This window comes from Photobacterium galatheae, assembly GCF_000695255.1.
GTDB classification, from domain to species: Bacteria; Pseudomonadota; Gammaproteobacteria; order Enterobacterales; family Vibrionaceae; genus Photobacterium; species Photobacterium galatheae.
Genome location: NZ_JMIB01000032.1, coordinates 129340 through 152725 on the forward strand (window position 1 = coordinate 129340; position 23386 = coordinate 152725).

The 23386-nt window shown below is 51.2% G+C and carries 19 protein-coding genes; 17 read left to right on the forward strand and 2 right to left on the reverse strand.

From position 1 onward, the window contains the following. Window positions 1-26: 26 nt before the first annotated feature. Together lgt and EA58_RS16455 are read left to right on the forward strand one after the other, a co-directional pair. A complete protein-coding gene (gene lgt, locus EA58_RS16450; protein ID WP_036755248.1) occupies window positions 27-833 on the forward strand; it encodes a prolipoprotein diacylglyceryl transferase in 807 nt (268 codons plus the stop codon). 96 nt (window positions 834-929) lie between these two features. Further along, a complete protein-coding gene (locus EA58_RS16455) occupies window positions 930-1781 on the forward strand; it encodes a thymidylate synthase (protein WP_036755250.1) in 852 nt (283 codons plus the stop codon). Window positions 1782-1875: 94 nt separating this feature from the next. Here the strand turns inward: EA58_RS16455 and EA58_RS16460 are convergent, their stop codons facing one another. After that, window positions 1876-3018, reverse strand: a complete 1143-nt coding sequence (locus EA58_RS16460; RefSeq protein ID WP_036755252.1) for a Na/Pi symporter — start codon at window positions 3016-3018, stop codon at window positions 1876-1878. 497 nt (window positions 3019-3515) lie between these two features. On the opposite strand from EA58_RS16460, the gene nhaA reads away from it, so the two are divergent. From nhaA to EA58_RS16480, 4 genes are all read left to right on the forward strand, one after another. Then, window positions 3516-4697, forward strand: coding sequence for a Na+/H+ antiporter NhaA (nhaA, locus tag EA58_RS16465; protein ID WP_036755255.1), 1182 nt, complete (start codon window positions 3516-3518; stop codon window positions 4695-4697). A 19-nt stretch (window positions 4698-4716) separates the two neighbouring features. Further along, window positions 4717-4980 carry a hypothetical protein gene (locus EA58_RS16470; protein WP_036755258.1) on the forward strand — a complete coding sequence of 88 codons (264 nt, stop codon included), beginning with the start codon at window positions 4717-4719 and terminating at the stop codon, window positions 4978-4980. Window positions 4981-5095: 115 nt separating this feature from the next. Beyond that, window positions 5096-5983: a transcriptional activator NhaR gene (nhaR, locus tag EA58_RS16475; RefSeq protein ID WP_036755261.1), complete on the forward strand. Its 888-nt coding sequence runs from the start codon at window positions 5096-5098 to the stop codon at window positions 5981-5983. Window positions 5984-6037: 54 nt separating this feature from the next. Next, the gene (locus EA58_RS16480) at window positions 6038-6331 is read left to right on the forward strand and encodes an ArsR/SmtB family transcription factor (protein ID WP_036755263.1); all 294 of its coding nucleotides are present in this window, start codon (window positions 6038-6040) and stop codon (window positions 6329-6331) included. A 101-nt stretch (window positions 6332-6432) separates the two neighbouring features. Here EA58_RS16480 and rpsT read toward each other — a convergent pair whose 3' ends face one another. Then, window positions 6433-6693: a 30S ribosomal protein S20 gene (gene rpsT / locus EA58_RS16485; protein ID WP_036755265.1), complete on the reverse strand. Its 261-nt coding sequence runs from the start codon at window positions 6691-6693 to the stop codon at window positions 6433-6435. A 209-nt stretch (window positions 6694-6902) separates the two neighbouring features. On the opposite strand from rpsT, the gene murJ reads away from it, so the two are divergent. From murJ to EA58_RS21090, 11 genes are all read left to right on the forward strand, one after another. Beyond that, window positions 6903-8462 carry a murein biosynthesis integral membrane protein MurJ gene (murJ, locus tag EA58_RS16490; RefSeq protein ID WP_036755267.1) on the forward strand — a complete coding sequence of 520 codons (1560 nt, stop codon included), beginning with the start codon at window positions 6903-6905 and terminating at the stop codon, window positions 8460-8462. Between the two features lie 129 nt (window positions 8463-8591). Then, the gene (gene ribF, locus EA58_RS16495; RefSeq protein WP_036755269.1) at window positions 8592-9566 is read left to right on the forward strand and encodes a bifunctional riboflavin kinase/FAD synthetase; all 975 of its coding nucleotides are present in this window, start codon (window positions 8592-8594) and stop codon (window positions 9564-9566) included. Continuing rightward, the gene (ileS, locus tag EA58_RS16500; protein WP_036755271.1) at window positions 9563-12394 is read left to right on the forward strand and encodes an isoleucine--tRNA ligase; all 2832 of its coding nucleotides are present in this window, start codon (window positions 9563-9565) and stop codon (window positions 12392-12394) included. Before ribF ends, ileS begins: the two co-directional genes overlap by 4 nt. Further along, a complete protein-coding gene (lspA, locus tag EA58_RS16505) occupies window positions 12394-12912 on the forward strand; it encodes a signal peptidase II (RefSeq protein ID WP_036755273.1) in 519 nt (172 codons plus the stop codon). The genes ileS and lspA overlap by 1 nt, the downstream gene beginning before the upstream one ends. A 131-nt stretch (window positions 12913-13043) precedes the next feature. Then, on the forward strand, window positions 13044-13478 hold the full coding sequence (fkpB, locus tag EA58_RS16510) for an FKBP-type peptidyl-prolyl cis-trans isomerase (protein ID WP_036755275.1): 435 nt from the start codon (window positions 13044-13046) through the stop codon (window positions 13476-13478). Between the two features lie 58 nt (window positions 13479-13536). After that, window positions 13537-14487, forward strand: coding sequence for a 4-hydroxy-3-methylbut-2-enyl diphosphate reductase (gene ispH, locus EA58_RS16515; protein WP_036755277.1), 951 nt, complete (start codon window positions 13537-13539; stop codon window positions 14485-14487). A gap of 322 nt (window positions 14488-14809) precedes the next feature. Continuing rightward, complete coding sequence (gene dapB, locus EA58_RS16520) at window positions 14810-15619, forward strand: 4-hydroxy-tetrahydrodipicolinate reductase (RefSeq protein WP_036755279.1); 810 nt, start codon at window positions 14810-14812, stop codon at window positions 15617-15619. 530 nt (window positions 15620-16149) lie between these two features. Then, window positions 16150-17289 (forward strand): glutamine-hydrolyzing carbamoyl-phosphate synthase small subunit, encoded by a 1140-nt coding sequence (gene carA / locus EA58_RS16525; protein WP_036755281.1) that lies wholly within the window; start codon window positions 16150-16152, stop codon window positions 17287-17289. Window positions 17290-17306: 17 nt separating this feature from the next. After that, window positions 17307-20537, forward strand: coding sequence for a carbamoyl-phosphate synthase large subunit (carB, locus tag EA58_RS16530; RefSeq protein WP_036755284.1), 3231 nt, complete (start codon window positions 17307-17309; stop codon window positions 20535-20537). Window positions 20538-20901: 364 nt separating this feature from the next. Then, window positions 20902-22716 (forward strand): flavin monoamine oxidase family protein, encoded by a 1815-nt coding sequence (locus EA58_RS16535; protein ID WP_036755287.1) that lies wholly within the window; start codon window positions 20902-20904, stop codon window positions 22714-22716. A gap of 9 nt (window positions 22717-22725) precedes the next feature. Continuing rightward, window positions 22726-23310: a carboxymuconolactone decarboxylase family protein gene (locus EA58_RS21090; RefSeq protein ID WP_051642161.1), complete on the forward strand. Its 585-nt coding sequence runs from the start codon at window positions 22726-22728 to the stop codon at window positions 23308-23310. The last annotated feature ends 76 nt before the right edge of the window (window positions 23311-23386 follow it).

Below are 23386 nucleotides of genomic sequence, written 5' to 3' on the forward strand. Positions count from 1 at the left end.
ATTGATTAACCAAGAGTATGTTTTGAATGAGTCAAGGCTATCTGACGTTTCCGAATTTTGACCCGATCCTGATTGAAATCGGCCCTCTGGCGATTCGCTGGTACGGTTTGATGTACCTGCTGGGTTTCGTATTTGCACTCTGGCTGGCCAATCGCCGGGCGGATAAAGCTGGTAGCGGCTGGACGCGTGATCAGGTGAGTGATCTGCTGTTTTTCGGCTTCTTAGGCGTGGTGATTGGTGGCCGGGTTGGCTACGTGTTGTTCTATAACTTCGAGATGTTCCTGGCTGATCCCCTTTATCTGTTTAAGGTATGGACCGGCGGGATGTCCTTCCACGGCGGCTTGCTGGGTGTCATGACTGCCATGCTCTGGTATGCCCACAGAAATGGCCGTCGTTTCTTTGATGTAGCTGACTTTGTGGCACCACTGGTACCGTTTGGTCTGGGGGCTGGGCGTCTGGGGAATTTTATTAACGGAGAACTCTGGGGCCGGGTCACGGACGTGCCATGGGCCATGGTGTTTCCAAGTGGTGGGCCGCTGCCGCGTCATCCGTCGCAGTTGTATGAGTTTTTCCTGGAAGGGGTTGTGTTGCTGATTATTCTCAACTTCTTTATCCGTAAACCGCGCCCGGCCGGAGCGGTGTCAGGGCTCTTTTTGCTGGGATACGGAACGTTCCGTTTCCTGGTCGAGTACTGCCGCGAGCCGGATGCACAACTGGGTCTGTTTGGGGGCTGGATCAGCATGGGACAAATCCTGTCTCTGCCGATGGTCTTCGGTGGCCTGCTGTTGATGGTATGGGCCTATAAAAGAGCCGGCCACCACCGGACGGCCTAACAGCTTTTGCGAAGTAAACAGGCAGCCAAAAGGCTGCCTGTTTTGTGTTATGCTTGCAGCCAGAGTATTTCCTGCCAATTCAGGTCAAGAGAGTCGATGAAACAGTATTTAGATTTATGCCAGCGGATTATTGATGAGGGCGAGTGGGTTGAAAATGAACGGACCGGTAAGCGTTGTCTGACACTGATCAATGCCGATCTGACTTATGATGTTGCCAACAATCAGTTTCCCTTGATCACGACCCGAAAAAGCTTCTGGAAAGCGGCGATTGCTGAATTGCTGGGTTACATTCGCGGCTATGACAATGCGGCAGACTTTCGTGCCCTGGGCACGAAAACCTGGGATGCTAATTCGAACGAGAATCAGGCTTGGCTGAACAATCCGCACCGGAAAGGCACGGATGATATGGGACGTGTCTACGGTGTACAGGGGCGCAGCTGGCGAAAACCTGACGGCAGTACCCTGGATCAGTTGCGAAAGATTGCTGACAATCTGAGTCGGGGACTCGATGATCGGGGTGAAATCCTGACCTTTTACAATCCGGGCGAATTTGAGATGGGATGTCTGCGCCCATGTATGCATACACACACATTTTCGTTGTTGGGCGACACCCTTTATCTGACCAGCTATCAGCGCTCCTGTGACGTGCCATTAGGGCTGAATTTCAATCAGATTCAGGTCTTTACACTGTTAGCACTCATGGCGCAGATTACCGGTCATAAGGCTGGCAAGGCATATCACAAAATTGTGAACGCTCATATTTATGAAGATCAGTTGCCACTGATGCGAGATGTGCAGCTGAAGCGTGAGCCATTTCCGTCTCCACGTCTGATCATCAACCCCGAGATTAAGACGCTGGACGATCTGGAAACCTGGGTGACGATGGACGATTTTCAAGTGGAAGGCTATCAGCACCACGATCCGATTCAGTATCCGTTCTCGGTGTGACTGAAACTTCAAGGATTAAAAAAGCCCCGCTCTAATGAGACGGGGCTTTTTTTGTAGCGATGGTTTTGTATTGCAAAGGAAGTGACGCCAGGGATCAGGCGGTGAAAGCCAGAATACCGCCAGGAATCAGGACGAAAACCAGACCCAGATAAGCCGCAACCGCTGTCTTGCTCTTCACGGCCAGTTCACCAAGGTAGAAAGCACCTTTCAACGGTAGTTCCCGTAAGAACGGCAGGCCGAAAATCAGCAGGGTTGCCATCACATTGAAGCTCAGGTGCACCAGCGCGATTTGCAGGGCAAATACAGCATGGTCACCGGAAATCGCGGTGGCAGCCAGCAATGCTGTGATACAGGTGCCGATATTCGCGCCCAGCGTGAATGGATACACATCACGGACTTTCAGAACGCCTGTACCGACCAGCGGAACCATCAGGCTGGTGGTCGTTGAAGAAGACTGCACCAGCACGGTGACGACTGTGCCCGACATAATCCCGTGGACTGGCCCGCGACCGATGGCACTTTTCAGAATTTCACGGGCGCGGCCAACCATCAGGCTGCGCATCAATTTACCCATGACGGTGATCGCCAGAAAGATCAGGGTAATCCCCAGCGCGATCAGAACGATGCCACCCATACTGCCGAGTGATTCCAGCGGTGTTTGCACTGCATTGACGACAGGTTTAGTCAGTGGCTTGATGAAATTCAGGCCCTTCATGCTCATATCGCCTGTCGACATCAGCGGTGATACCAGCCAGGCTGAAATTTTTGCCAGCAGGCCAAACATCATTTCTAAAGGCAGGAAGATCAAGACTGCAAGCAGGTTAAAGAAATCGTGGACTGTTGCGGCAGAAAAAGCACGCTGAAACTCTTCTTTGCACCGGGCATGCCCCAGGCTGACCAGGGTGTTGGTCATGGTGGTGCCGATGTTTGCCCCCATGATCATCGGAATTGCGGTTTCTACCGGTAAACCACCGGCAACCAGACCCACAATGATAGAGGTGACTGTGCTGGAAGACTGAATTAAAGAGGTGGCTACCAGACCGATCATCAGGCCTGCAATGGGATGTGAGGCAAACTCAAACAGGGTTTTGGCTTGTTCACCGACAGACCATTTGAAGCCGCTACTGACCATAGAAACGGCGACGAGTAGCAGGTACAGCATGAACACCAGGTTGGCCCAGCGAACCCATCGCATGGAGCTTTGCATTGGCTCAGCTGTGGTGGCTTGGGTAGTCATATTCTGTTCTCCGTGACATTGGGATGTCATTTTGGTTTCAGTTTCTTGAAAGTTGCCGCGATGGTAGAGAACGAATATTTCAGAAATATGACACAAAAAAGTCATTCATATTTTTATCTGCCCGATGTGTGATGGCAGGCAAGCTGGGAGGAGGATCATATTCTTGAGAAAGCTCGGTAACGTTTTGATAAATATGGCGATGATGGGTCGGCATCAGGCACGTTTTTTATTTCAACATCAGTGAGAAAAATTGTGAGCAGATGCGACAATCGTCTCTTTGGAGCTGCGTCTGTCGTGAAACAGTTGGCTGATAAGCGGCGACAGGTAAGTGGATACTGCGGGTATTACGGTGTTTAGTCTTTAATACTTCGGTTTTATCGAGCTATTCGCTCTAAACAAACGATTTCACAGAGGTGTTAGTCGACGTCTACACTGTTTTTACCACGCATTGACATATAAAGTGTGATTTTACAGTGAGTCGTAAGGAGCTGCGGTCAATGACCGATGTAATTCTGAAATTCTTTAAATTAGAGTCTGCCGGCGGCATTTTGCTGATTATTGCTGCTGCTCTGGCGATGACCATTGCAAACTCGCCGTTACAGTCTGTTTATGAAGGGGCGCTTCATACTTATATTGCCGGTCTATCGGTTGAGCACTGGATTAATGATGGTCTGATGGCTATTTTCTTTCTGGTGATTGGTCTTGAGGTCAAGCGTGAGCTGATCGAAGGTGCACTGAATACAAAAGAGAAGGCGATTTTTCCGGCCGTTGCAGCCCTGGGCGGCATGGTAGCCCCGGCCTTGATCTATGTGTTGTTCAATTTTGCCGACCCTGTTGCGATTGGTGGCTGGGCGATCCCTGCTGCGACGGATATAGCGTTTGCATTGGGTATTATGGCCTTGCTGGGCAACCGTGTTCCGGTCAGTCTGAAAGTTTTCTTACTTGCCCTGGCGATTATCGATGACCTGGGGGTCATTGTGATTATTGCCCTCTTCTATAGTAGTGATTTGTCAGCCGTGGCGCTGGGCATTGCTTTTGCTGCAACAGCCGTTCTCTTTATCATGCACGCCCGTAATGTGACGAACTTGTTCTGGTACGTTCTTGTTGGCGCTGTGCTTTGGGTGAGTGTGTTGAAGTCAGGTGTTCATGCCACATTGGCTGGCGTTGTGCTGGGCTTCGCAATCCCGCTTCAGGGGCAAAATAAACAGGGACAGGATATTTCACCACTGAAGACGATGGAGCATGCATTGCATCCTTACGTGGCGTATCTGATTTTGCCGATTTTCGCTTTCGCCAACGCAGGCATATCGCTGGCTGGCGTTTCGGCTGAAGGTCTGACGGCGATGTTGCCGCTTGGAATTGCGCTGGGTTTGTTTGTTGGTAAACCGCTGGGCATTTTTATCGCGAGCTGGCTGGCAGTAAAAACCGGGATCGCCCGTTTGCCGGAAGGCACAGGATTTGGTCAGATATTTGCGGTCTCTGTGTTGTGTGGTATCGGCTTTACCATGTCGATTTTCATCTCAATGCTCGCCTTCGCTGGCCTTGATGCAGAGATGATCACTTACTCGAAACTGGGCATCCTGATTGGTTCAACGTCTGCGGCGGTTGTGGGTTACGTGTTGCTTTCTCGCTCGTTACCTGCAGCGAAAGCGGTCGAGGACAGCCAAACATCATCTTAAATGGGACAGGGAGGTGTGTATGAGACCATTGATCGGACTGGCATTTGGCCTGATGGCGAACACTGCACTGGCAGTGGAAGACTATAGCCATTGTCAGCAGCAAAGTGACAATGCGCTCTGTAAGGCTTATCTGGCAGGATTCCAGCAAGGGCTGGCAAGCGCTCGGACGCAGCAAGAAGAGGTGTCCGGTAACTTTGTTGCCCGTGCACTGGAACAACGTGCCGGCGAACGTTACCGTCATCCGCTAACATCTGAAAAAGAGCCGGATGCGAAGACTGAATAAGCACTTCCCGTTCCAAACCCAGGATATTCGTGTGTTTGGAAACAAAAACACTTAGGATAAACCCCAGGCGAAAAGCCTGGGGTTTTTTATTCGTAGAGCGTTGAGGCGAGCAGCAGTGTCGCACTTAAATTACAACCACTTGTATTACTTTTGGATGGTCTGCAAACAAGGGTCGGTTACGAAAGCGGCCGACGCTTTGTTTTTGGCACCGCAAACAGTGACGGGGCAGATCCGTGCGCTGGAGGAGCGGCTGAATGGCAAGCTGACTAAACGGGTTGGCCGGCATATCGAGCCGACAGAGCTGGGGCAACTGGTCTTCAAATATGCTGACAAGATGTTTGATCTCAGCTACGAAATGCTGGATATCATCAATTATACGCAGCGTGAGAATCAACTGCTGGAAGTCGGGGTGGCCGATGCGCTGTCAAAACGCCTGGTCAGTAAAATCCTGATGGCCGGGATTCCTGAAGATGAGCGGATCCACCTGCGATGTTATGAATCGACACACGAAATGCTGCTTGAACAATTATCACAGCATAAGCTGGATATGATCCTGTCAGATTGTCCGGTTGACTCGACGCAAAGCCCGGGATTGTTCAGTAAAAAGCTGGGGGAATCCGGGATGAGTTTTTTCTGCTCGAATCCTGATAAGCCTCTGAGTTTCCCTGCCTGTCTGGAAGAGTATAAGTTACTGGTGCCGGGGCGTCGTACCGCGATGGGCCGCAAACTGCACCACTGGTTCGATCAACAGGGTATCACGCCGAATATTCTGGGGGAGTTTGATGATGCTGCATTGATGAAAGCGTTTGGTGCATATCGAAAATCTATGTTCGTTGCGCCTTCTATTTATGCGTCTGAAATTGAACAGTTACATGCGGTTCGAGAGGTAAAAAGGGTGCGGGCCATCCGGGAAGAGTATTATGTGATTTTTGCTGAACGCATGATCATGCACCCGGCAGTCAAGAAAATTTGCGAGGCTGATTTCAGAAAACTGTTCAAATGACCGCCTTTTTCAGTGATAGAGGTTATAGAATAAATCACTGAAGTCGGTGGAAAGATGGAAGCCATAACGTTACATCACAGTGCTCCTCAGGCTGTGTCTTTGCTTAAGGCCATGGCCAATGAGCGGAGGTTATTGATTTTATGCTATTTGCTAGAGGGAGAATTGTCGGTTGGAACGATGAGTGACCGTTTGGACTTAAGTCAGTCGGCCTTATCGCAGCATTTAGCCTGGCTCAGACGTGATGGCCTGGTGGCTACACGAAAAGAATCACAGACGGTTTACTATCGTCTGAAAAGCCAGGAAGTAAAATCGATGATCGAGTTGTTGCAAGAGATGTACTGTCCGTAAACCGTGCTCGTTGCACTGAAATCACGGCATTGTCCGAATCGCAGCAATAAAAAAACCGGCCTGAGCCGGTTTTTTTATTGCTGTTCAATCAATGCACTGAATTACAGAGCTTTGATTTTTGCAGCCAGACGCGCTTTATGACGAGCAGCCTTGTTTTTGTGGATCAGGCCTTTAGTAGCCATACGGTCCATCACAGGTTGCATGTCAGCGAAAGCTTTAACTGCAGCTTCTTTGTCGCCTGCTTCAACAGCAGAAACAACTTTTTTGAAGAAAGTGCGCATCATAGAACGACGGCTAGCGTTGTGCTGACGACGTTTTTCAGAAGTGATTGCACGTTTCTTAGCAGATTTGATATTTGCCAAGGGTGTAACTCCCAAATTCTTGGTTCGGTGACAATTTAAGGCCGAGGAATATGCCTCTAAAACCAAAGATTGTCAAATGATTTGTGCAAATAACAGCCGTGCCATTCAATTTGGCACTTGTGCATTAACACGGTTAATATGGCGGCAGATTCTATCAGCTTTTGGTCCTGCAAGTCACCTTTCTGGGCCATCTTTTGTGAGGTTTTTTTGTGAGTAAGCGTCTTTTGCGCTCAGGGCTGATTGTCAGCAGTATGACTTTCGTTTCCCGCGTCATGGGCTTAGTCCGTGATGTGGTGGTCGCGAACCTGATGGGGGCCGGTGCGGCTGCCGATGTTTTTTTCTTTGCCAACAAGATTCCGAATTTTCTACGCCGGCTTTTTGCTGAGGGGGCATTCTCTCAGGCCTTTGTGCCGGTGCTGACAGAAAGCCATGCGGGGGGAGACATAGACAAAACCCGTGAGCTGATTGCCAGAGCGGCTGGTACGCTGGGGGGCATCGTGACGCTGGTGACTTTGCTCGGGGTGCTCGGCTCGGGGGTGATCACCGCCCTGTTCGGGGCCGGCTGGTTTGTGGACTGGCTGAATGACGGCCCGGCAGCCCCTAAATTTGAACTGGCAAGCCTGTTACTTAAAATCACCTTTCCTTATTTATGGTTCATTACCTTTGTGGCGTTGTCGGGGGCGATCCTCAATACCCTGGGGAAATTCGCCGTGTCTTCGTTTACGCCGGTGTTCCTCAATATTTCGATTATTCTGTGTGCATGGTGGGTGTCTCCGAATCTGACTCAGCCAGAAATCGGTCTGGCACTTGGTGTGTTTCTCGGGGGGCTGGTTCAGTTTCTGTTTCAGTTGCCGTTTTTGTATCGGGCTGGTGTTCTGGTACGGCCTCGCTGGGGATGGCGGGATCCCGGGGTGGTAAAAATCCGGACACTGATGATCCCAGCCTTGTTTGGTGTCTCGGTGAGTCAGATAAACCTGCTGTTTGATACCTTTATTGCCAGTTTCCTGATGACGGGGTCGATCAGTTGGCTGTATTACTCAGACCGGCTGCTGGAATTTCCGCTCGGGCTGTTCGGTATCGCGATCGCCACTGTGATTCTGCCGGCGCTGTCGAGAAAACACGTTGATCAGAACCGGGCGCACTTTGCACAGACCATGGATTGGGGGGTGCGTATGGTACTCCTGCTGGGTTTGCCTGCTATGCTGGGCTTGATGGTGCTGGCAAAACCGATGTTAATGGTGCTCTTCATGCGGGGAGAATTCACCCCGAACGATGTAGAGCAGGCCGGGCTTTCATTGCTGGCTTATGCATCGGGATTGCTGAATTTCATGCTGATTAAAGTCTTGGCTCCCGGTTACTATGCCCGGCAGGATACCAAAACACCGGTACGTTATGGCATTGTCGCGATGGTCAGTAACATGGTGTTCAATGCGATTTTTGCCTATTTATTCGGGTATGTTGGCCTGGCATTGGCAACAGCCTTGTCGGCTCTGGTGAACGCGGCACTTTTGTACCGTGGGTTGCACCGCGCTGGGGTTTATCAGGTGTCACGAACCACAATCGGCTTTGTGATTCGCTTAGTGATTGCTGGCGGAGCCATGGTTGCAGCTTTACTGTGGCTGTTGCCAGACATGGCGGAATGGCTGGCGATGAGTTTCCTGCAGCGAGTTTACTGGCTGACCGGTCTGATTGGTGTTGGCGCTGTCAGCTACTTGTTGACGCTGGGTGTCAGCGGAGTGCGCTTGCATCATCTTCGCACTGAAGGGTAATGGACCGAATGGGCGAAACTTGTCTGTCGCAGGGCAAAAAAATGTATCTTCTGGGGCGGATGGTTTTAACACCATTGCGCTCTGGTATATAATCCGTCAGTTTTTGACTTTGGTAATGATAAGCTGCAGATGGAATTGATCCGAGGAATCCACAATATCCGGCCCGGCCATCATGGCTGTGTTCTGACGATAGGTAATTTTGATGGGGTCCATCTGGGCCATCTGGCGGTATTGTCTCAGGTGCGTGAGCAGGCCCGGCGGTTAGGGGTTCCTGCGACAGTCATGACATTTGAGCCTCAGCCCATGGAGCTGTTTGCCAAAGCAAAAGCCCCGGCACGGTTAACCCGCTTTCGCGATAAGTATCAGCAATTGAGAAAAGCGGGCATCGATCGCCTGTTGTGCGTCAATTTTAATGCCCGCTTTGCCAACATGTCGCCGCATGATTTCGTTCGCCGCTTGTTGGTGGAACAATTGGGTGTTAAGTTTCTGGTGGTTGGCGATGATTTCTGCTTCGGGAAAGGCCGAAGCGGCGATTTTGCCATGCTGGAAGCTGCCGGACGTGAATTCGGCTTTGAAGTTGTCAGCACGCAGAGTTTTTGTGTTGAAACTCAGCGGGTCAGTAGCACGGCGATCCGAGAAGCACTGGCCCAGGACGATTTGGCCGCAGCTGAAATTATGCTGGGGCGGCCGTACAGTATCAGTGGCCGTGTTTCCCATGGCCGGAAACTGGGCCGTACAATTGGCTTCCCAACGGCGAATGTGCCGCTGAAGCGCCGCGTGTCACCGGTTTCTGGTGTGTATGCGGTCGAGGTGCTGGGCGTGGCAGAACAGCCACTGCCCGGGGTGGCCAATGTCGGCAGACGCCCGACAGTCAATGGTGAACGCCAGCAACTGGAAGTCCATGTATTTGATTATCAATCTGATATCTATGGTTGTCAGATTGAAGTGGTGCTACACCACAAATTAAGAGATGAAATTAAATTCGCCTCCTTTGATGCGCTGAAAGCGCAAATCGAGCGTGATGCCCAGACAGCGCGGGTGTGGCTGTCTGAGCATCGTCAACATGTCCAACTTCGCCCAAGTAACGGAATTGAGAATCAATGAGCGACTATAAAGATACCCTGAACCTGCCTGAAACAGGGTTTCCGATGCGAGGCAACCTGGCCCAGCGCGAGCCTGCCATGCTGAAGCGTTGGTATGATGAGGATCTTTACGGTGAAATCCGTAAAGCCAAGAAAGGTAAAAAGTCTTTCGTGCTGCATGACGGCCCTCCTTATGCCAATGGTGATATTCATATTGGTCACGCACTGAATAAGATTCTCAAAGACATTATTATTAAGTCGAAAACCCTGTCGGGTTTTGATGCGCCGTATGTACCGGGCTGGGACTGTCATGGTCTGCCGATTGAACTGATGGTTGAGAAGAAAGTCGGTAAGCCGGGACAAAAAGTGACCGCAGCCGAGTTTCGTGAAAAGTGCCGCACTTATGCAGCCGGTCAGGTTGAAGGTCAGAAAGAAAGCTTTATTCGCCTGGGTGTTCTGGGTGAGTGGGACAAGCCATACCGCACGATGGATTTCGGCACTGAAGCCAACATTATCCGTGCGCTGGGCAAAATTGCTGACAACGGCCACCTGCTGAAAGGCTTCAAGCCAGTTCACTGGTGTACCGATTGTGGTTCCGCACTGGCTGAAGCTGAAGTTGAATATAAAGATAAAGTTTCGCCTTCAATCGACGTGAAATTCAAAGCCGTTGATGAAGCTGAAGTGCTGAGTAAGTTCCATCTGACGGAAGAACATCAGGGTCGGGGCGATGTATCGATCGTGATCTGGACGACGACGCCTTGGACACTGCCGGCCAACCGTGCCGTGGCTGTCCGTGACGATCTGGAATATGTTCTGATCCAAGTGGAAGGTGAGCAGCCTGAGCGCCTGATCATGGCTGCAGAGCTGGCCAAAGATGTGATGGATCGTGCTGGCATTGAGCACTACCACAACCTTGGGTTTGCCAAAGGTGCTGAGTTGGATCTGCTGCGCTTCAACCATCCGTTCTACAGCTTTGATGTGCCGGTGATTCTGGGTGATCACGTGACCACTGAATCGGGTACAGGCTGTGTTCACACCGCACCTGGCCACGGTCAGGAAGACTTCGCGGTCGGTCAGAAATATGGTCTGGAAGTAGCCAACCCGGTTGGCAGCAACGGTGTTTACCTGCCGGACACAGAACTGTTTGCCGGCCAGCACGTTTTTAAAGCGAATGATGCTGTTGTTGAAACGCTGAAAGAACATGGTGCGCTGCTGCATCATCACGCTTATGAGCACAGCTACCCACATTGCTGGCGTCATAAAACCCCGATTATCTTCCGTGCAACCCCGCAGTGGTTCGTCTCGATGGATCAGAATGGTCTGCGTGCGAAAGCGCTGGAAGAAATCAAAGGCGTTCAGTGGATGCCGGAGTGGGGCCAAAGCCGAATTGAAAGCATGGTTGAAGGTCGCCCGGAATGGTGTATCTCCCGCCAGCGGACCTGGGGTGTTCCGATTGCACTCTTCGTTCATAAAGAGACACAGGAACTGCATCCGAACACAGCTGCGCTGATCGAAAAAGTCGCTCAGCTCGTGGAAGAAAAAGGTATTCAGGCTTGGTGGGATCTGAATCCTGCTGACATCATGGGTGAAGCCGACGCGGAACAGTACGAAAAAGTGCTGGATACCCTGGACGTTTGGTTCGACTCCGGTGCGACCCATTATGCTGTCGTCGATAACCGTGAAGAGTTCCACGGGAATTCTGCCGACCTGTATCTGGAAGGTTCAGATCAGCACCGTGGCTGGTTCCAGTCTTCGCTGATCTCATCGGTTGCCATGAAAGACAAAGCACCGTACCGCCAGGTACTGACGCATGGTTTCGTGGTCGATGGTCAGGGCCGGAAGATGTCGAAGTCGATCGGCAACGTGGTTGCACCAAAAGATGTGACTAACAAGCTGGGTGCTGACATCCTGCGTCTGTGGGTGGCATCGACCGATTACACCGGCGAAGTTGCGGTTTCAGACGAGATCCTGAAGCGTAGTGCAGATGCTTACCGTCGTATCCGAAACACCGCGCGTTTCCTGCTGGCGAACCTGAGTGGTTTCAACCCAGCGACAGATTGCGTTCCGGCTGAAGAAATGGTCGCCCTGGATCGCTGGGCTGTTGCTCAGGCGAAAGCTGCGCAGGAAGAAATCATCGCAGCTTATGATGAGTACAACCTGCATGCGGTCACACAACGCCTGATGCACTTCTGTTCAATCGAGATGGGTTCATTCTATCTGGATGTGATCAAAGACCGTCAGTACACCGCAAAACGTGGTGGTCATGCGCAGCGTAGCTGTCAGACGGCCCTGTACTACATCGTGGAAGCACTGGTTCGCTGGATGGCACCGATCATGTCGTTCACCGCAGATGAAATCTGGAGTGAAATGCCAGGTGAGCGTGATACCTTTGTCTTCACCGGTGAGTGGTTTGAAGGTCTGTTCGGTCTGGCTGACAATGAAGGCTTCAGCAACGAATTCTGGACTGAAGTACAGGCCGTGCGTGGTGCAGTGAACAAATTGCTGGAAGAAGCACGGAATGAAAAACGCATTGGTGGCGCTCTGCAGGCTGAAGTGACGCTGTATGCGGCACCTGAATTAGCGGAGAAGCTGAACCGTCTGGAAGATGAGCTGCGCTTCGTGTTGCTGACATCGAAAGCGAAAGTGGCACTGGCTGACAGTCAGCCTGCCGATGCCAAAGCAACGGATGTTGCGGGTCTGTCTGTTCTGGTCACCCCAACTGAAGCAGAGAAATGTGATCGCTGTTGGCACCATGTGGCCGATGTGGGCACCATCGCCGGACACGAGAAAATCTGTGGCCGCTGTGTGACCAACATTGATGGTCAGGGCGAAGAGCGTAAGTTTGCCTGATGAGTAGTTTACCGACTCTGAAGCAATCCGGAATCCGCTGGCTGTGGCTGGCGGTTCTGGTCTTTGCGATCGATATTGGCAGTAAATTTCTTGTGATGGACACCATGGGTTATGGTTGGCCAAATCGCATTGAGGTGTTGCCATTCTTTAATCTGTTGTATGTTCACAACTATGGGGCAGCCTTCAGTTTTCTGAGTGATGCCAGTGGTTGGCAGCGCTGGCTGTTTACGGCCATTGCGCTGGGCGTGACCGGATTACTGCTGGTCTGGATGCGTCGTACACCGGCCAGCCATGGGTTGGCAAATAGTGCTTATGCCCTGATCATTGGGGGGGCATTAGGAAATCTGTTCGATCGCCTATACCACGGTTTTGTGGTGGACTTTCTGGATTTCTATATCGGACAGAAGCACTGGCCTGCGTTTAACATCGCCGACTCAGCAATCTGCATTGGTGCTGCTTTGATCATCCTGGAAGGTTTTCTGACCGGGAAAAGTAAGACCAAAGAAAGCAGCCAGTAATTTCGGTGCGAGCTCACGAAGCAGGCGCTGCCCGTTGCGACGGGCGGCGCTTTATTGTAAAAAGCGTCATCAAGAAAGAAGTGCAGATTAGTCTTTCTGCACCCGTTGCAACACGAAATCAGGATGTATTCATGTCGGTAATTACAGAAAACAGTGAAGTTTTAATGCACTTTTCCATCAAGCTGGAAGACGGTTCGGTTGCTGAATCGACACAGGCGATGGGAAAACCCGCCAAATTTCGCATGGGCGATGGCAGTCTGACCGACAATTTTGAGCGTTGCCTGCTGGGTCTTACGGAAGGTGAGAAAAGCCAGTTTGTCCTTGAGCCGGAAGACGCATTCGGTATGCCGAATCCGGATAACATCCATCATATTGATTTGGCGCGATTTGGTGCGGATGCGCCGGCTGAAGTCGGAACCATTATTGCCTTTAGCGGCCCGGACGGGCAGGATATTCCCGGTGTGATCACGGCCGTTGTGGGTGATTCCGTAACCGTTGATTTCAATCACCCGCTGGCAGGTCAGCGGGTCACCTTTGATGTTGAAGTTGTCGGCATCGAAGGTTAAACCATGACCATCCCGGTCTGAACTGGGGTGGACGGATTGCAGAAAAAGAGTCCCAGATATGAAAATCTTACTTGCTAACCCTCGTGGCTTTTGTGCTGGTGTTGACCGCGCTATCAGTATTGTTGAACGAGCGCTGGAATTGTATCAGCCGCCCATCTATGTTCGGCACGAGGTGGTTCATAACCGATTTGTCGTGGAAGGACTGAAACAGCGCGGTGCGATCTTCGTGGAAGAACTGACCGAAGTGCCGGATGACAACATTGTGATTTTCTCGGCGCATGGTGTGTCTCAGGCAGTTCGCAATGAAGCGAAAGCACGTAAACTGACTGTATTTGATGCTACTTGCCCACTGGTGACCAAAGTGCATATGGAAGTTGCACGTGCCAGCCGCCGGAATATGGAAGTGGTGCTCATCGGCCATGCCGGCCATCCGGAAGTGGAAGGCACCATGGGTCAGTACGCCAGTGAAACTGGCGGGATGTATCTGGTTGAGACACCGGCTGATGTCGACAAACTGACGACGGTCGTGAAAGATCCGGGCAATTTGCACTACGTCAGCCAGACGACTTTGTCTGTGGATGAAACAGCAGATGTTATCGACCGCTTGCGGGAAGTTTTTCCTGACATTCAGGGGCCACGCAAAGATGATATTTGCTACGCCACCCAGAACCGTCAGGATGCGGTGCGTGAAATGGCAGCCAGCGTGGATGTGATGATTGTGGTGGGATCGAAAAATTCCTCCAATTCTAACCGTCTCCGTGAGCTGGCTGAAAAGCTGGGGACACCAAGTTTTCTGACCGATTGTGCAGAAGATGTTGATGCAAACTGGTTCACGGGCACCCAAAGTGTGGGTGTGACTGCGGGTGCTTCTGCACCGGAGGCACTGGTGAATCAGATTATCGCACGTATTCAGGCGCTCGCTGGTGGTGAGGTGGAAGAACTGAGCGGCCGTGAAGAGAATATGTTCTTTGAAGTGCCTCGCGAGCTTCAGGTGAAGAACGTCGGCTAAGCCAGCTGTACAGAATCATTATTTATGGAACCTCGGCCATGCCGGGGTTTTTTTTCGCCGGTAGACAGGCTAGATTAGTGAGCTGCGCATAAGCAATCTTTCGCCTTTCTATACTCAGTGCCGCAGAATCAGTTGTATTTCTTCATCATTGAACAGATTGTTTGATGCCATTCTTCTGACAGAGGCGAAGAGTCACGCGCAGCGAAAGTTAGATAAGTATTTCGTGAGTTGTTTATTTTTCAGGACATCTATGGCTTTAGAATTGCCGTGTGCTGAAAAACAAACAGGTCTCACGCGCTGAAATTATTAAGGAGAAACAGCTATGGTCAGAATCGCAGTTGCCGGTGCAGCAGGGCGAATGGGACGCCAGTTACTGAAGGCAACGGCTCAGTCTGAGCAAGCCCGGGTGGGCGCAGCGACGGAACGTCCGCAAAGCAGCCTGATCGGTGTGGACGCCGGAGAATTGGCGGGCATTGGTAAGCTGGATGTGGCTGTTGTTGATGATCTGGAAAAAGCAATCAACGACTTTGACGTGCTGATTGATTTTACTGCCCCGGTCGCAACACTGGCGAATCTGGCACTGTGTCAGCGCCACAATAAAAAAATTGTCATTGGAACCACGGGGTTCAATGACGCTGAAAAGGCGCTGATTGATGCAGCCGCCAGCCAGATTCCTGTGGTCATGGCGCCCAACTACAGTGTGGGGGTCAACCTGACGTTCAAATTACTGGAAAAAGCTGCCAAGATCATGGGCGACTACTGTGATATTGAAATTATTGAAGCGCACCACAGACACAAAGTAGACGCACCTTCCGGCACAGCCCTGGGAATGGGCGAAGCCATTGCCGGCGCCATGGGGAATAAACTGAGTGATGTTGCAGTATATGCCCGTGAGGGGATCACGGGGGAACGCAGCCGCGATGAGATTGGTTTCGCGACCATTCGTGCTGGTGACATTGTGGGTGAACACACGGCGATGTTTGCTGATATCGGCGAGCGGGTTGAGATCACGCACAAGGCGACCGACCGGATGACGTTTGCCAACGGTGCTGTCCGGGCTGCTGCCTGGCTGGACAGCCAATCGGCAGGGTTTTATACCATGCAGGATGTGCTCGGGTTGCATGACCTGTAATGCGAAAGCGGCCACAAGGATGGCCGCTTTTTTTTCGTCTGTAGTCAGGAACAGGTATGCGATGGCTTGCTCTGTTTTGCATAAAATTTCAATTTGAGTGGGCATGAATTCTTGCGCGGACATTCTCTGAACCTGGTGTTGTTTTGTCTTTATTTTGGTGTGTTTCTTCTTGTTCTTAATTGTGGTCATCAAAAGGTTAAGTTATTTCCGATATTTTCTGCATTTTCACATGACTTTTTTGTTCTTCTGTTTGCTGGGTTTGTTGCAAACGGTTGCCTGAACATGCATCTCAACTTTACGCTGAAATTCGGTGAGAAAAGGTGTGCTTTCGCCGGGTTGGCTGGATAAGCGGTCTGTTTGGTCGATATTTTAAATTTAATTTTAACTGTTTGTTGACAGCTTGGACGTGGATCTCTAGAATGCGCGCAATTTGTCAAAAATCGGCTTGACTCGGTTTATGACTTTCTATGGAATAGGTAAATGCAATTTTATCTGTTTTATTTGCGTTTTTATGAAGATTGGAGGTTGTCTTGAGCAAATCGGCGCTGTTAGTCCTTGAAGATGGGACTGTATTCCACGGCGTATCCATCGGTGCAGATGGTTCGGCCGTTGGTGAAGTTGTTTTCAATACCTCGATGACGGGGTACCAGGAAATTCTCACTGACCCCTCTTATTCGCAACAGATCGTTACACTTACCTATCCCCACATTGGCAACACCGGAACCAACTCCGAAGACGAAGAATCGACTTCAATCCACGCGCAAGGCCTGGTGATTCGCGACCTCCCTCTGATTGCTTCAAATTTCCGCTCCCAACAGACCCTGTCTGATTATCTGAAATCCCAGAACATTGTCGGCATTGCTGATATTGATACCCGTAAACTGACCCGACTGCTGCGCGAGAAAGGTGCACAGAACGGCTGCATTATGGCTGGCGATAATCTGGACCCGGCACTGGCGCTGGAAAAAGCAAAAGCGTTCCCGGGTCTGAAAGGTATGGATCTGGCGAAAGTGGTGACGACCCAAGAAAGCTACAGCTGGACGCAAGGTTCATGGACGCTGGAAAATGGTCTGCCGGAAGCGAAAGATGCGAGCGAACTGCCATACCACGTGGTGGCATACGATTTTGGTGCTAAGCGAAATATCCTGCGCATGCTGGTCGACCGTGGCTGCCGCCTGACGGTGGTACCGGCTGAAACTTCAGCCGAAGAAGTCCTGGCGATGAATCCGGATGGCGTCTTTCTGTCGAACGGCCCGGGTGACCCTGAGCCATGTACTTACGCCATTGAAGCGACCCAAACCTTCCTGGACAAAGGTCTGCCAATTTTCGGTATCTGTCTGGGTCACCAGATTCTGGCACTGGCCAGCGGTGCGAAGACCGTGAAAATGAAATTCGGTCACCATGGTGCCAACCACCCGGTCAAAGATCTCGAGCGTGATGTGGTGATGATCACCAGTCAGAACCACGGTTTTGCGGCAGATGAAGAGACCCTGCCTGACAATCTGCGTGCCACACACAAATCGCTGTTCGATGGTTCCCTGCAGGGGATTCACCGGACTGACAAACCGGCTTTCAGCTTCCAGGGACACCCTGAAGCCAGCCCGGGTCCGCATGATGCGGCACCACTTTTTGACCACTTTATCGAACTGATTAAACAGCACAGCGCCTAAGCCGGAGTAGTAAAACGATGCCAAAACGTACTGACATACAAAGTGTTCTGATTCTGGGTGCCGGTCCAATTGTGATTGGTCAGGCCTGTGAGTTTGACTACTCAGGTGCTCAGGCCTGTAAAGCGCTGCGTGAAGAAGGCTACCGCGTCATCCTGGTGAACTCGAACCCGGCCACCATCATGACCGATCCGGAAATGGCGGATGCAACTTATATCGAGCCGATCCACTGGGAAGTTGTTCGTAAAATCATCGAAAAAGAACGTCCTGACGCGATCCTGCCAACCATGGGCGGTCAGACCGCACTGAACTGTGCACTGGATCTGGAGCGCCATGGTGTGCTGGCAGAATTCGGCGTTGAAATGATTGGTGCTACGGCGGATGCGATTGATAAAGCGGAAGACCGTTCCCGTTTCGATGCGGCGATGAAGTCCATTGGCCTGGAATGTCCGCGTGCTGATACCGCAAAAACCATGGAAGAAGCCTATGGCGTTCTGGAGATGGTGGGTTTCCCATGTATCATCCGCCCGTCATTCACCATGGGGGGTACCGGCGGTGGTATCGCTTATAACAAAGAAGAATTTGAAGAGATCTGCCGCCGTGGTCTGGATCTGTCACCAACCAATGAGCTGTTGATTGATGAGTCGCTGATTGGCTGGAAAGAATACGAGATGGAAGTGGTTCGTGATAAGAACGACAACTGCATCATCGTGTGTGCTATCGAAAACTTTGATCCAATGGGCATTCACACCGGTGACTCCATTACCGTTGCACCGGCGCAGACCCTGACGGACAAAGAATACCAGCTGATGCGTAATGCGTCTCTGGCTGTTCTGCGCGAAATTGGTGTAGAAACCGGTGGTTCCAACGTTCAGTTCGGGATTAACCCGAAAGATGGCCGGATGGTCATCATCGAGATGAACCCGCGTGTTTCCCGCTCTTCAGCGCTGGCATCGAAAGCAACCGGCTTCCCGATTGCGAAAGTTGCGGCCAAACTGGCCATCGGCTTCACCCTGGATGAGCTGATGAACGACATCACAGGTGGCGCGACGCCAGCTTCGTTTGAGCCGACCATCGACTATGTTGTCACGAAGATTCCACGCTTTAACTTTGAAAAATTTGCCGGTGCCAACGATCGTTTGACCACGCAGATGAAATCTGTGGGTGAAGTGATGGCCATCGGCCGTAACCAGCAGGAATCACTGCAAAAAGCATTGCGTGGCCTGGAAGTCGGTGCCAATGGTTTTGACGAGATGGTGGATCTGGACGATCCGGAAGCGCTGACTAAGATCCGCCACGAGCTGAAAGAAGCGGGTGCTGAGCGTATCTGGTATATCGCGGATGCTTTCCGTGCGGGCCTGTCTGTGGATGGTGTCTTCAACCTGACCAACATCGACCGCTGGTTCCTGGTTCAGATTGAAGAGCTGGTGAAGTTGGAAGTCAAAGTCAAAGAAGGTGGTTTTGCCGGTCTGACCGGTGACTTCCTGCGTCAGCTGAAGCGGAAAGGTTTCTCCGATGCCCGTCTGGCAAAACTGCTGGGTGTGGCGGAACTGGAAATTCGCAAAGAGCGTGACCGTCATAACATCCACCCGGTTTATAAGCGTGTGGATACCTGTGCGGCTGAGTTCTCTTCCGATACCGCTTACATGTACTCGTCTTACGATGAAGAGTGTGAAGCAAACCCGACTGACCGTGACAAAATCATGGTTCTGGGCGGTGGCCCGAACCGTATCGGTCAGGGGATTGAATTCGATTACTGCTGTGTACACGCTTCTCTGGCACTGCGTGAAGACGGTTACGAAACCATTATGGTGAACTGTAACCCAGAGACTGTTTCGACCGACTATGACACCTCAGACCGTCTGTACTTCGAGCCGGTGACGCTGGAAGATGTGCTGTCGATTGTGCGTGTCGAGAAGCCAAAAGGTGTGATTGTTCAGTACGGCGGTCAGACGCCGCTGAAACTGGCTCGTGCACTGGAAGCGGCCGGTGTGCCGATTATCGGCACCAGCCCGGATGCAATTGACCGTGCAGAAGACCGTGAGCGTTTCCAGGCGGCTGTTGAACGTCTTGGCCTGAAACAGCCAGAGAATGCGACCGTGACAACCATGGAGCAAGCAGTTGAGAAATCAAAAGAAATTGGTTTCCCGCTGGTGGTGCGTCCTTCGTATGTTCTGGGTGGTCGTGCGATGGAAATCGTTTACGATGAAGCCGATCTGCGTCGCTACTTTAACGAAGCTGTGAGTGTCTCGAACGAATCACCGGTGCTGCTGGATCGTTTCCTGGATGACGCAACCGAAGTTGATGTCGATGCGATTTGCGACGGTGAGCGCGTTGTGATTGGCGGGATCATGGAGCACATCGAACAAGCCGGTGTTCACTCGGGTGACTCCGCCTGTTCATTGCCTGCATATACCCTGAGTCAGGAAATTCAGGACGAAATGCGTCGTCAGGTTGAGAAGCTGGCATTTGAACTGGGTGTTCGTGGTCTGATGAATACGCAGTTTGCCGTGAAAGACAACGAAGTTTACCTGATTGAGGTGAACCCGCGGGCTGCGCGTACCGTGCCTTTCGTCTCGAAAGCGACCGGTGCACCGCTGGCGAAAATTGCGGCCCGTGTCATGGCCGGACAGTCACTGGAACAGCAGGGCTTTACCCAGGAAATCATTCCGCCTTACTACTCTGTGAAGGAAGTGGTACTGCCGTTTAATAAGTTCCCGGGTGTTGACCCGCTGCTTGGTCCTGAAATGCGCTCGACCGGTGAGGTGATGGGTGTGGGTGATACCTTTGCTGAAGCCTTTGCGAAAGCTGAATTGGGCTGTGGTAAAGAACATAGCCGTGAAAATGCGGGTCGGGCGCTGCTGTCTGTACGGAACAACGACAAGCGTCGTGTGGTTGACCTGGCTGCCAAACTGGTGAAACTGGGTTACGAGCTGGATGCTACGCATGGTACAGCAGTGATTCTGGGTGAAGCGGGCATTAACCCACGTCTGGTGAATAAGGTGCATGAAGGCCGTCCTCACATTCTTGACCGAATCAAGAACAATGAGTACAGCTACATCATCAACACCGCTGAAGGCCGTCAGGCGATTGAGGACTCTAAAGTCCTGCGCCGCGGTGCTCTGGCTGAGAAGGTAAACTACACCACCACGCTGAATGCTGCTTTTGCAACCTGTATGGCGCTGACTGCGGATGACCGCCACACAGTGACTTCTGTTCAGGAACTGCATGCGCGTTTGAAAAAAGCATAATCAGAAGATGCAGCATTGCATTGGATGACTGAGATTGGCCCCGGTATATACCGGGGCTTTTTTTGCCCCGGATTCCCCGCTCACCTCATTGTCAGGCACTGAACAGAGAAAATCTGGCTTGATCGTATTAATACTCATAACCTGATGTTTACATCATTCCACACTGCAAATGAGAGGAAGATTATACTTTTTTTGCTCCATCCCGCCTTTTTTTGTATCTCAATCAATCTGACCTAGTTTTGAAAACAGTAAGCGAATTTCTTTGATTCGCGGACCCGAAATCATTGAATCATACACGGTGCTGCCCGGTTATATCGTCGAGGGAGGCAGCACGAGATTGATAAATACAAAAAAAGGAAAGGTTATGTCTGAGGTCAGTTATTTAGAAGATGCATTTCACGGTTTATTACCTTACGAGCAGGATGAGATTGCTCAGTCATATATGAACTGTCTGGCGAAGGGTTTACCGGATAGTCAGGCCGAGTCGAAAAATATCCTGATTATCGGATGTGGTATCGCAGGGATGGTTTCAGCGGCTTTATTACGAAAAGCTGGCCACAAAGTCACGATTGTTGAAGCCAATACCCGGGTTGGCGGCCGGATCCGAACTTTTCGGAATACGCCGCAGAAACGTTACTTCGAAGATGATCGGCTGTCGGCTGAAGCCGGGGCAATGCGTATCCCGGATATGCATAAGCTGGTGCAGTACCTGATTGATTACACCGGCGTCGAGAAACAACTCTTTCTGAATAAAAGTATTTCGAGAAAAGATGCGCTGTCAGAAAAAATTCAGACTCCGGACCGGGATGCGCAGGGCAATGTTGACCTGTCTGATCTTGTAGCGACCGGGAATAACCTGATTCATGTCAACCGTCGTCATATTTTACGCAAAAACTATGAGCTGGAAGGCTCAGATATTAATGAATTGCTGAATTACGGTCTGGATGAACGGGAGAAATACGCAACGGCTTCGGAATTACTGGAGAAAGCCATTGGTGATTTGGTGAATCAGGTTCAGGCTGATCCGAAAACGGCGTGGCCAAAAATCATTGCGCAATATGGCGAGTACTCCATGCGACGGTTCCTGAAGGAAGCGGTCGTCGAGCTCAGTGGCGATGAACATTTGTCGGAAAATGCGCTGGAGATGATTGGCGTCATCGAGAATCTTGAATCCCGGATGTCCTATTCCTTTATTCAAAGCTTTATTGAACTGGCAATTATTCGTCCCGACACCGCCTTTTGGCTGGTCAAAGGCGGCACTGACAAGTTTACTCAGGCATTTTATGAGAAAGAAAATCTGGATGATGTCACTTATCTGAATCAGACCGTGAATGAACTTTATCTGTGTGAGACAACCGGAAAAGTCAGAATTAAAACCGAGGTGTCGCACGATATTGAATCCCGGCTTGAGCAGGACACTGCCGTCGCCCAACTTTTATCGGATCGCAGTTGGGATGAAGCGATTGTGACCATTCCGTTTTCCAGTTTCCGCATGGTTCAGGTCTGGCCTGAAATCAGCCAGGAGAAGCGTAAAGCCGTGCGTGAACTGCATTACGATGCTGCTACGAAAGTGCTGCTTGAGTTCAGGGAGCGTTTTTGGGAAACCAGAAATGACATTTATGGGGGTGGCTCCGTGACCGATCTGCCGAACCGTTTCATGTACTACCCAAGTGAGCGGATGGGCTCCAGCAAAGGCGGTGTGATGCTGGCGAGTTATTCCTGGGCAGATGATGCGCGGAAGTGGGACTCCATGTCTGATTACGAGCGCTACTGTTACGCCCTGAATAATGTCGCCATTGTGCATGCGGATCATGAGCCGGGCGCTGATTATGCCATCAGGGAAGCAGCTCAACAGAAAATCCGGGACCTCTGTGTGTTTGATCCGAAGAAATACAGAGATAACCAAGACAACATTGTCGGTGCTGCAACCGTGAGTTGGATGAATGATCCTTATGCCTTTGGTGAAGCTGCGATTTTCTACCCGGGGCAGCTGGATTTACTCCATAAAGCCATTATCCAGTCTGAGTGGCCGAGCACGGAAACCGGAAAAGCGCGACTTCACTTTGCCGGAGAGCATGCATCTCTGAAGCATGCCTGGATTGAAGGTGCGATTGAGTCGGCTGTCAATGCAGCATTGCTGGTCAATGAAAATGAGCTGCCGACGCTGAAGCGTGACTAAGGAGGTTGTATGGCGCGACTTCCTTATCTCGATGATTCGGCAGAATTATCTGACGAAACGCTGGCAGCTTATGAGCATATTGCAGCCAGCAGAGGCCACGTGTCCGGCGTTTTTGCGTTGCTTTTAAATTCCCCGAAAGCGGCAGAGCTGGTGGCTGATCTGGGGGGATTTTTACGCTTCGATTCCTGTCTGAAACCTGCGGTGAAAGAGTTGGTGATTCTGACAGCGCTGAGTGAAAACGCCTGCCAGTTTGAGTGGGGATTTCATGAAAAATTTGCGCAGCAGGCAGGGATATCACCGCAGGCTATAGAGGTGATTCGCAACCGGCGCTTACCAGACAAGGAACCTGAAATCAGCCCAATGGAACGGGATCTGGTGGCTTATGTTCGTCAGCTGTTGGTGTGCAAGCGAGTCAGTGACGTGTTGTTTGAAGCGCTTAAGACAAGATTTAATGTTCAGGAACTCACTGAAATTACATTAACCGCCGGTTACTACGCGATGGTTGCCAGCCTGCTGAACGCCGGAAACATTCAGGCAGCACCGGGCAACCCGACTTTACCTGAACCGGATGCGTCCAGCCTCAACGTCAATTGAGTCTCAATCACTAGCCGGTGTCTGTAGCACCGGCAAATTTTTATCTATCACTGATTTGGCGAAAGACTGTTGGGAT

Bases quoted from the DNA above. Each gene is read 5' to 3' on its own strand.
- EA58_RS16460 (WP_036755252.1), bottom strand. From the start codon at position 3,018: ATGACTACCCAAGCCACCACAGCTGAGCCAATGCAAAGCTCCATGCGA.
- ileS (WP_036755271.1), top strand. From the start codon at position 9,563: ATGAGCGACTATAAAGATACCCTGAACCTGCCTGAAACAGGGTTTCCG.
- lspA (WP_036755273.1), top strand. From the start codon at position 12,394: ATGAGTAGTTTACCGACTCTGAAGCAATCCGGAATCCGCTGGCTGTGG.
- ispH (WP_036755277.1), top strand. From the start codon at position 13,537: ATGAAAATCTTACTTGCTAACCCTCGTGGCTTTTGTGCTGGTGTTGAC.
- EA58_RS16470 (WP_036755258.1), top strand. From the start codon at position 4,717: ATGAGACCATTGATCGGACTGGCATTTGGCCTGATGGCGAACACTGCA.
- nhaA (WP_036755255.1), top strand. From the start codon at position 3,516: ATGACCGATGTAATTCTGAAATTCTTTAAATTAGAGTCTGCCGGCGGC.
- EA58_RS16535 (WP_036755287.1), top strand. From the start codon at position 20,902: ATGTCTGAGGTCAGTTATTTAGAAGATGCATTTCACGGTTTATTACCT.
- ribF (WP_036755269.1), top strand. From the start codon at position 8,592: ATGGAATTGATCCGAGGAATCCACAATATCCGGCCCGGCCATCATGGC.
- lgt (WP_036755248.1), top strand. From the start codon at position 27: ATGAGTCAAGGCTATCTGACGTTTCCGAATTTTGACCCGATCCTGATT.
- EA58_RS16455 (WP_036755250.1), top strand. From the start codon at position 930: ATGAAACAGTATTTAGATTTATGCCAGCGGATTATTGATGAGGGCGAG.
- dapB (WP_036755279.1), top strand. From the start codon at position 14,810: ATGGTCAGAATCGCAGTTGCCGGTGCAGCAGGGCGAATGGGACGCCAG.
- EA58_RS21090 (WP_051642161.1), top strand. From the start codon at position 22,726: ATGGCGCGACTTCCTTATCTCGATGATTCGGCAGAATTATCTGACGAA.
- EA58_RS16480 (WP_036755263.1), top strand. From the start codon at position 6,038: ATGGAAGCCATAACGTTACATCACAGTGCTCCTCAGGCTGTGTCTTTG.
- carB (WP_036755284.1), top strand. From the start codon at position 17,307: ATGCCAAAACGTACTGACATACAAAGTGTTCTGATTCTGGGTGCCGGT.
- fkpB (WP_036755275.1), top strand. From the start codon at position 13,044: ATGTCGGTAATTACAGAAAACAGTGAAGTTTTAATGCACTTTTCCATC.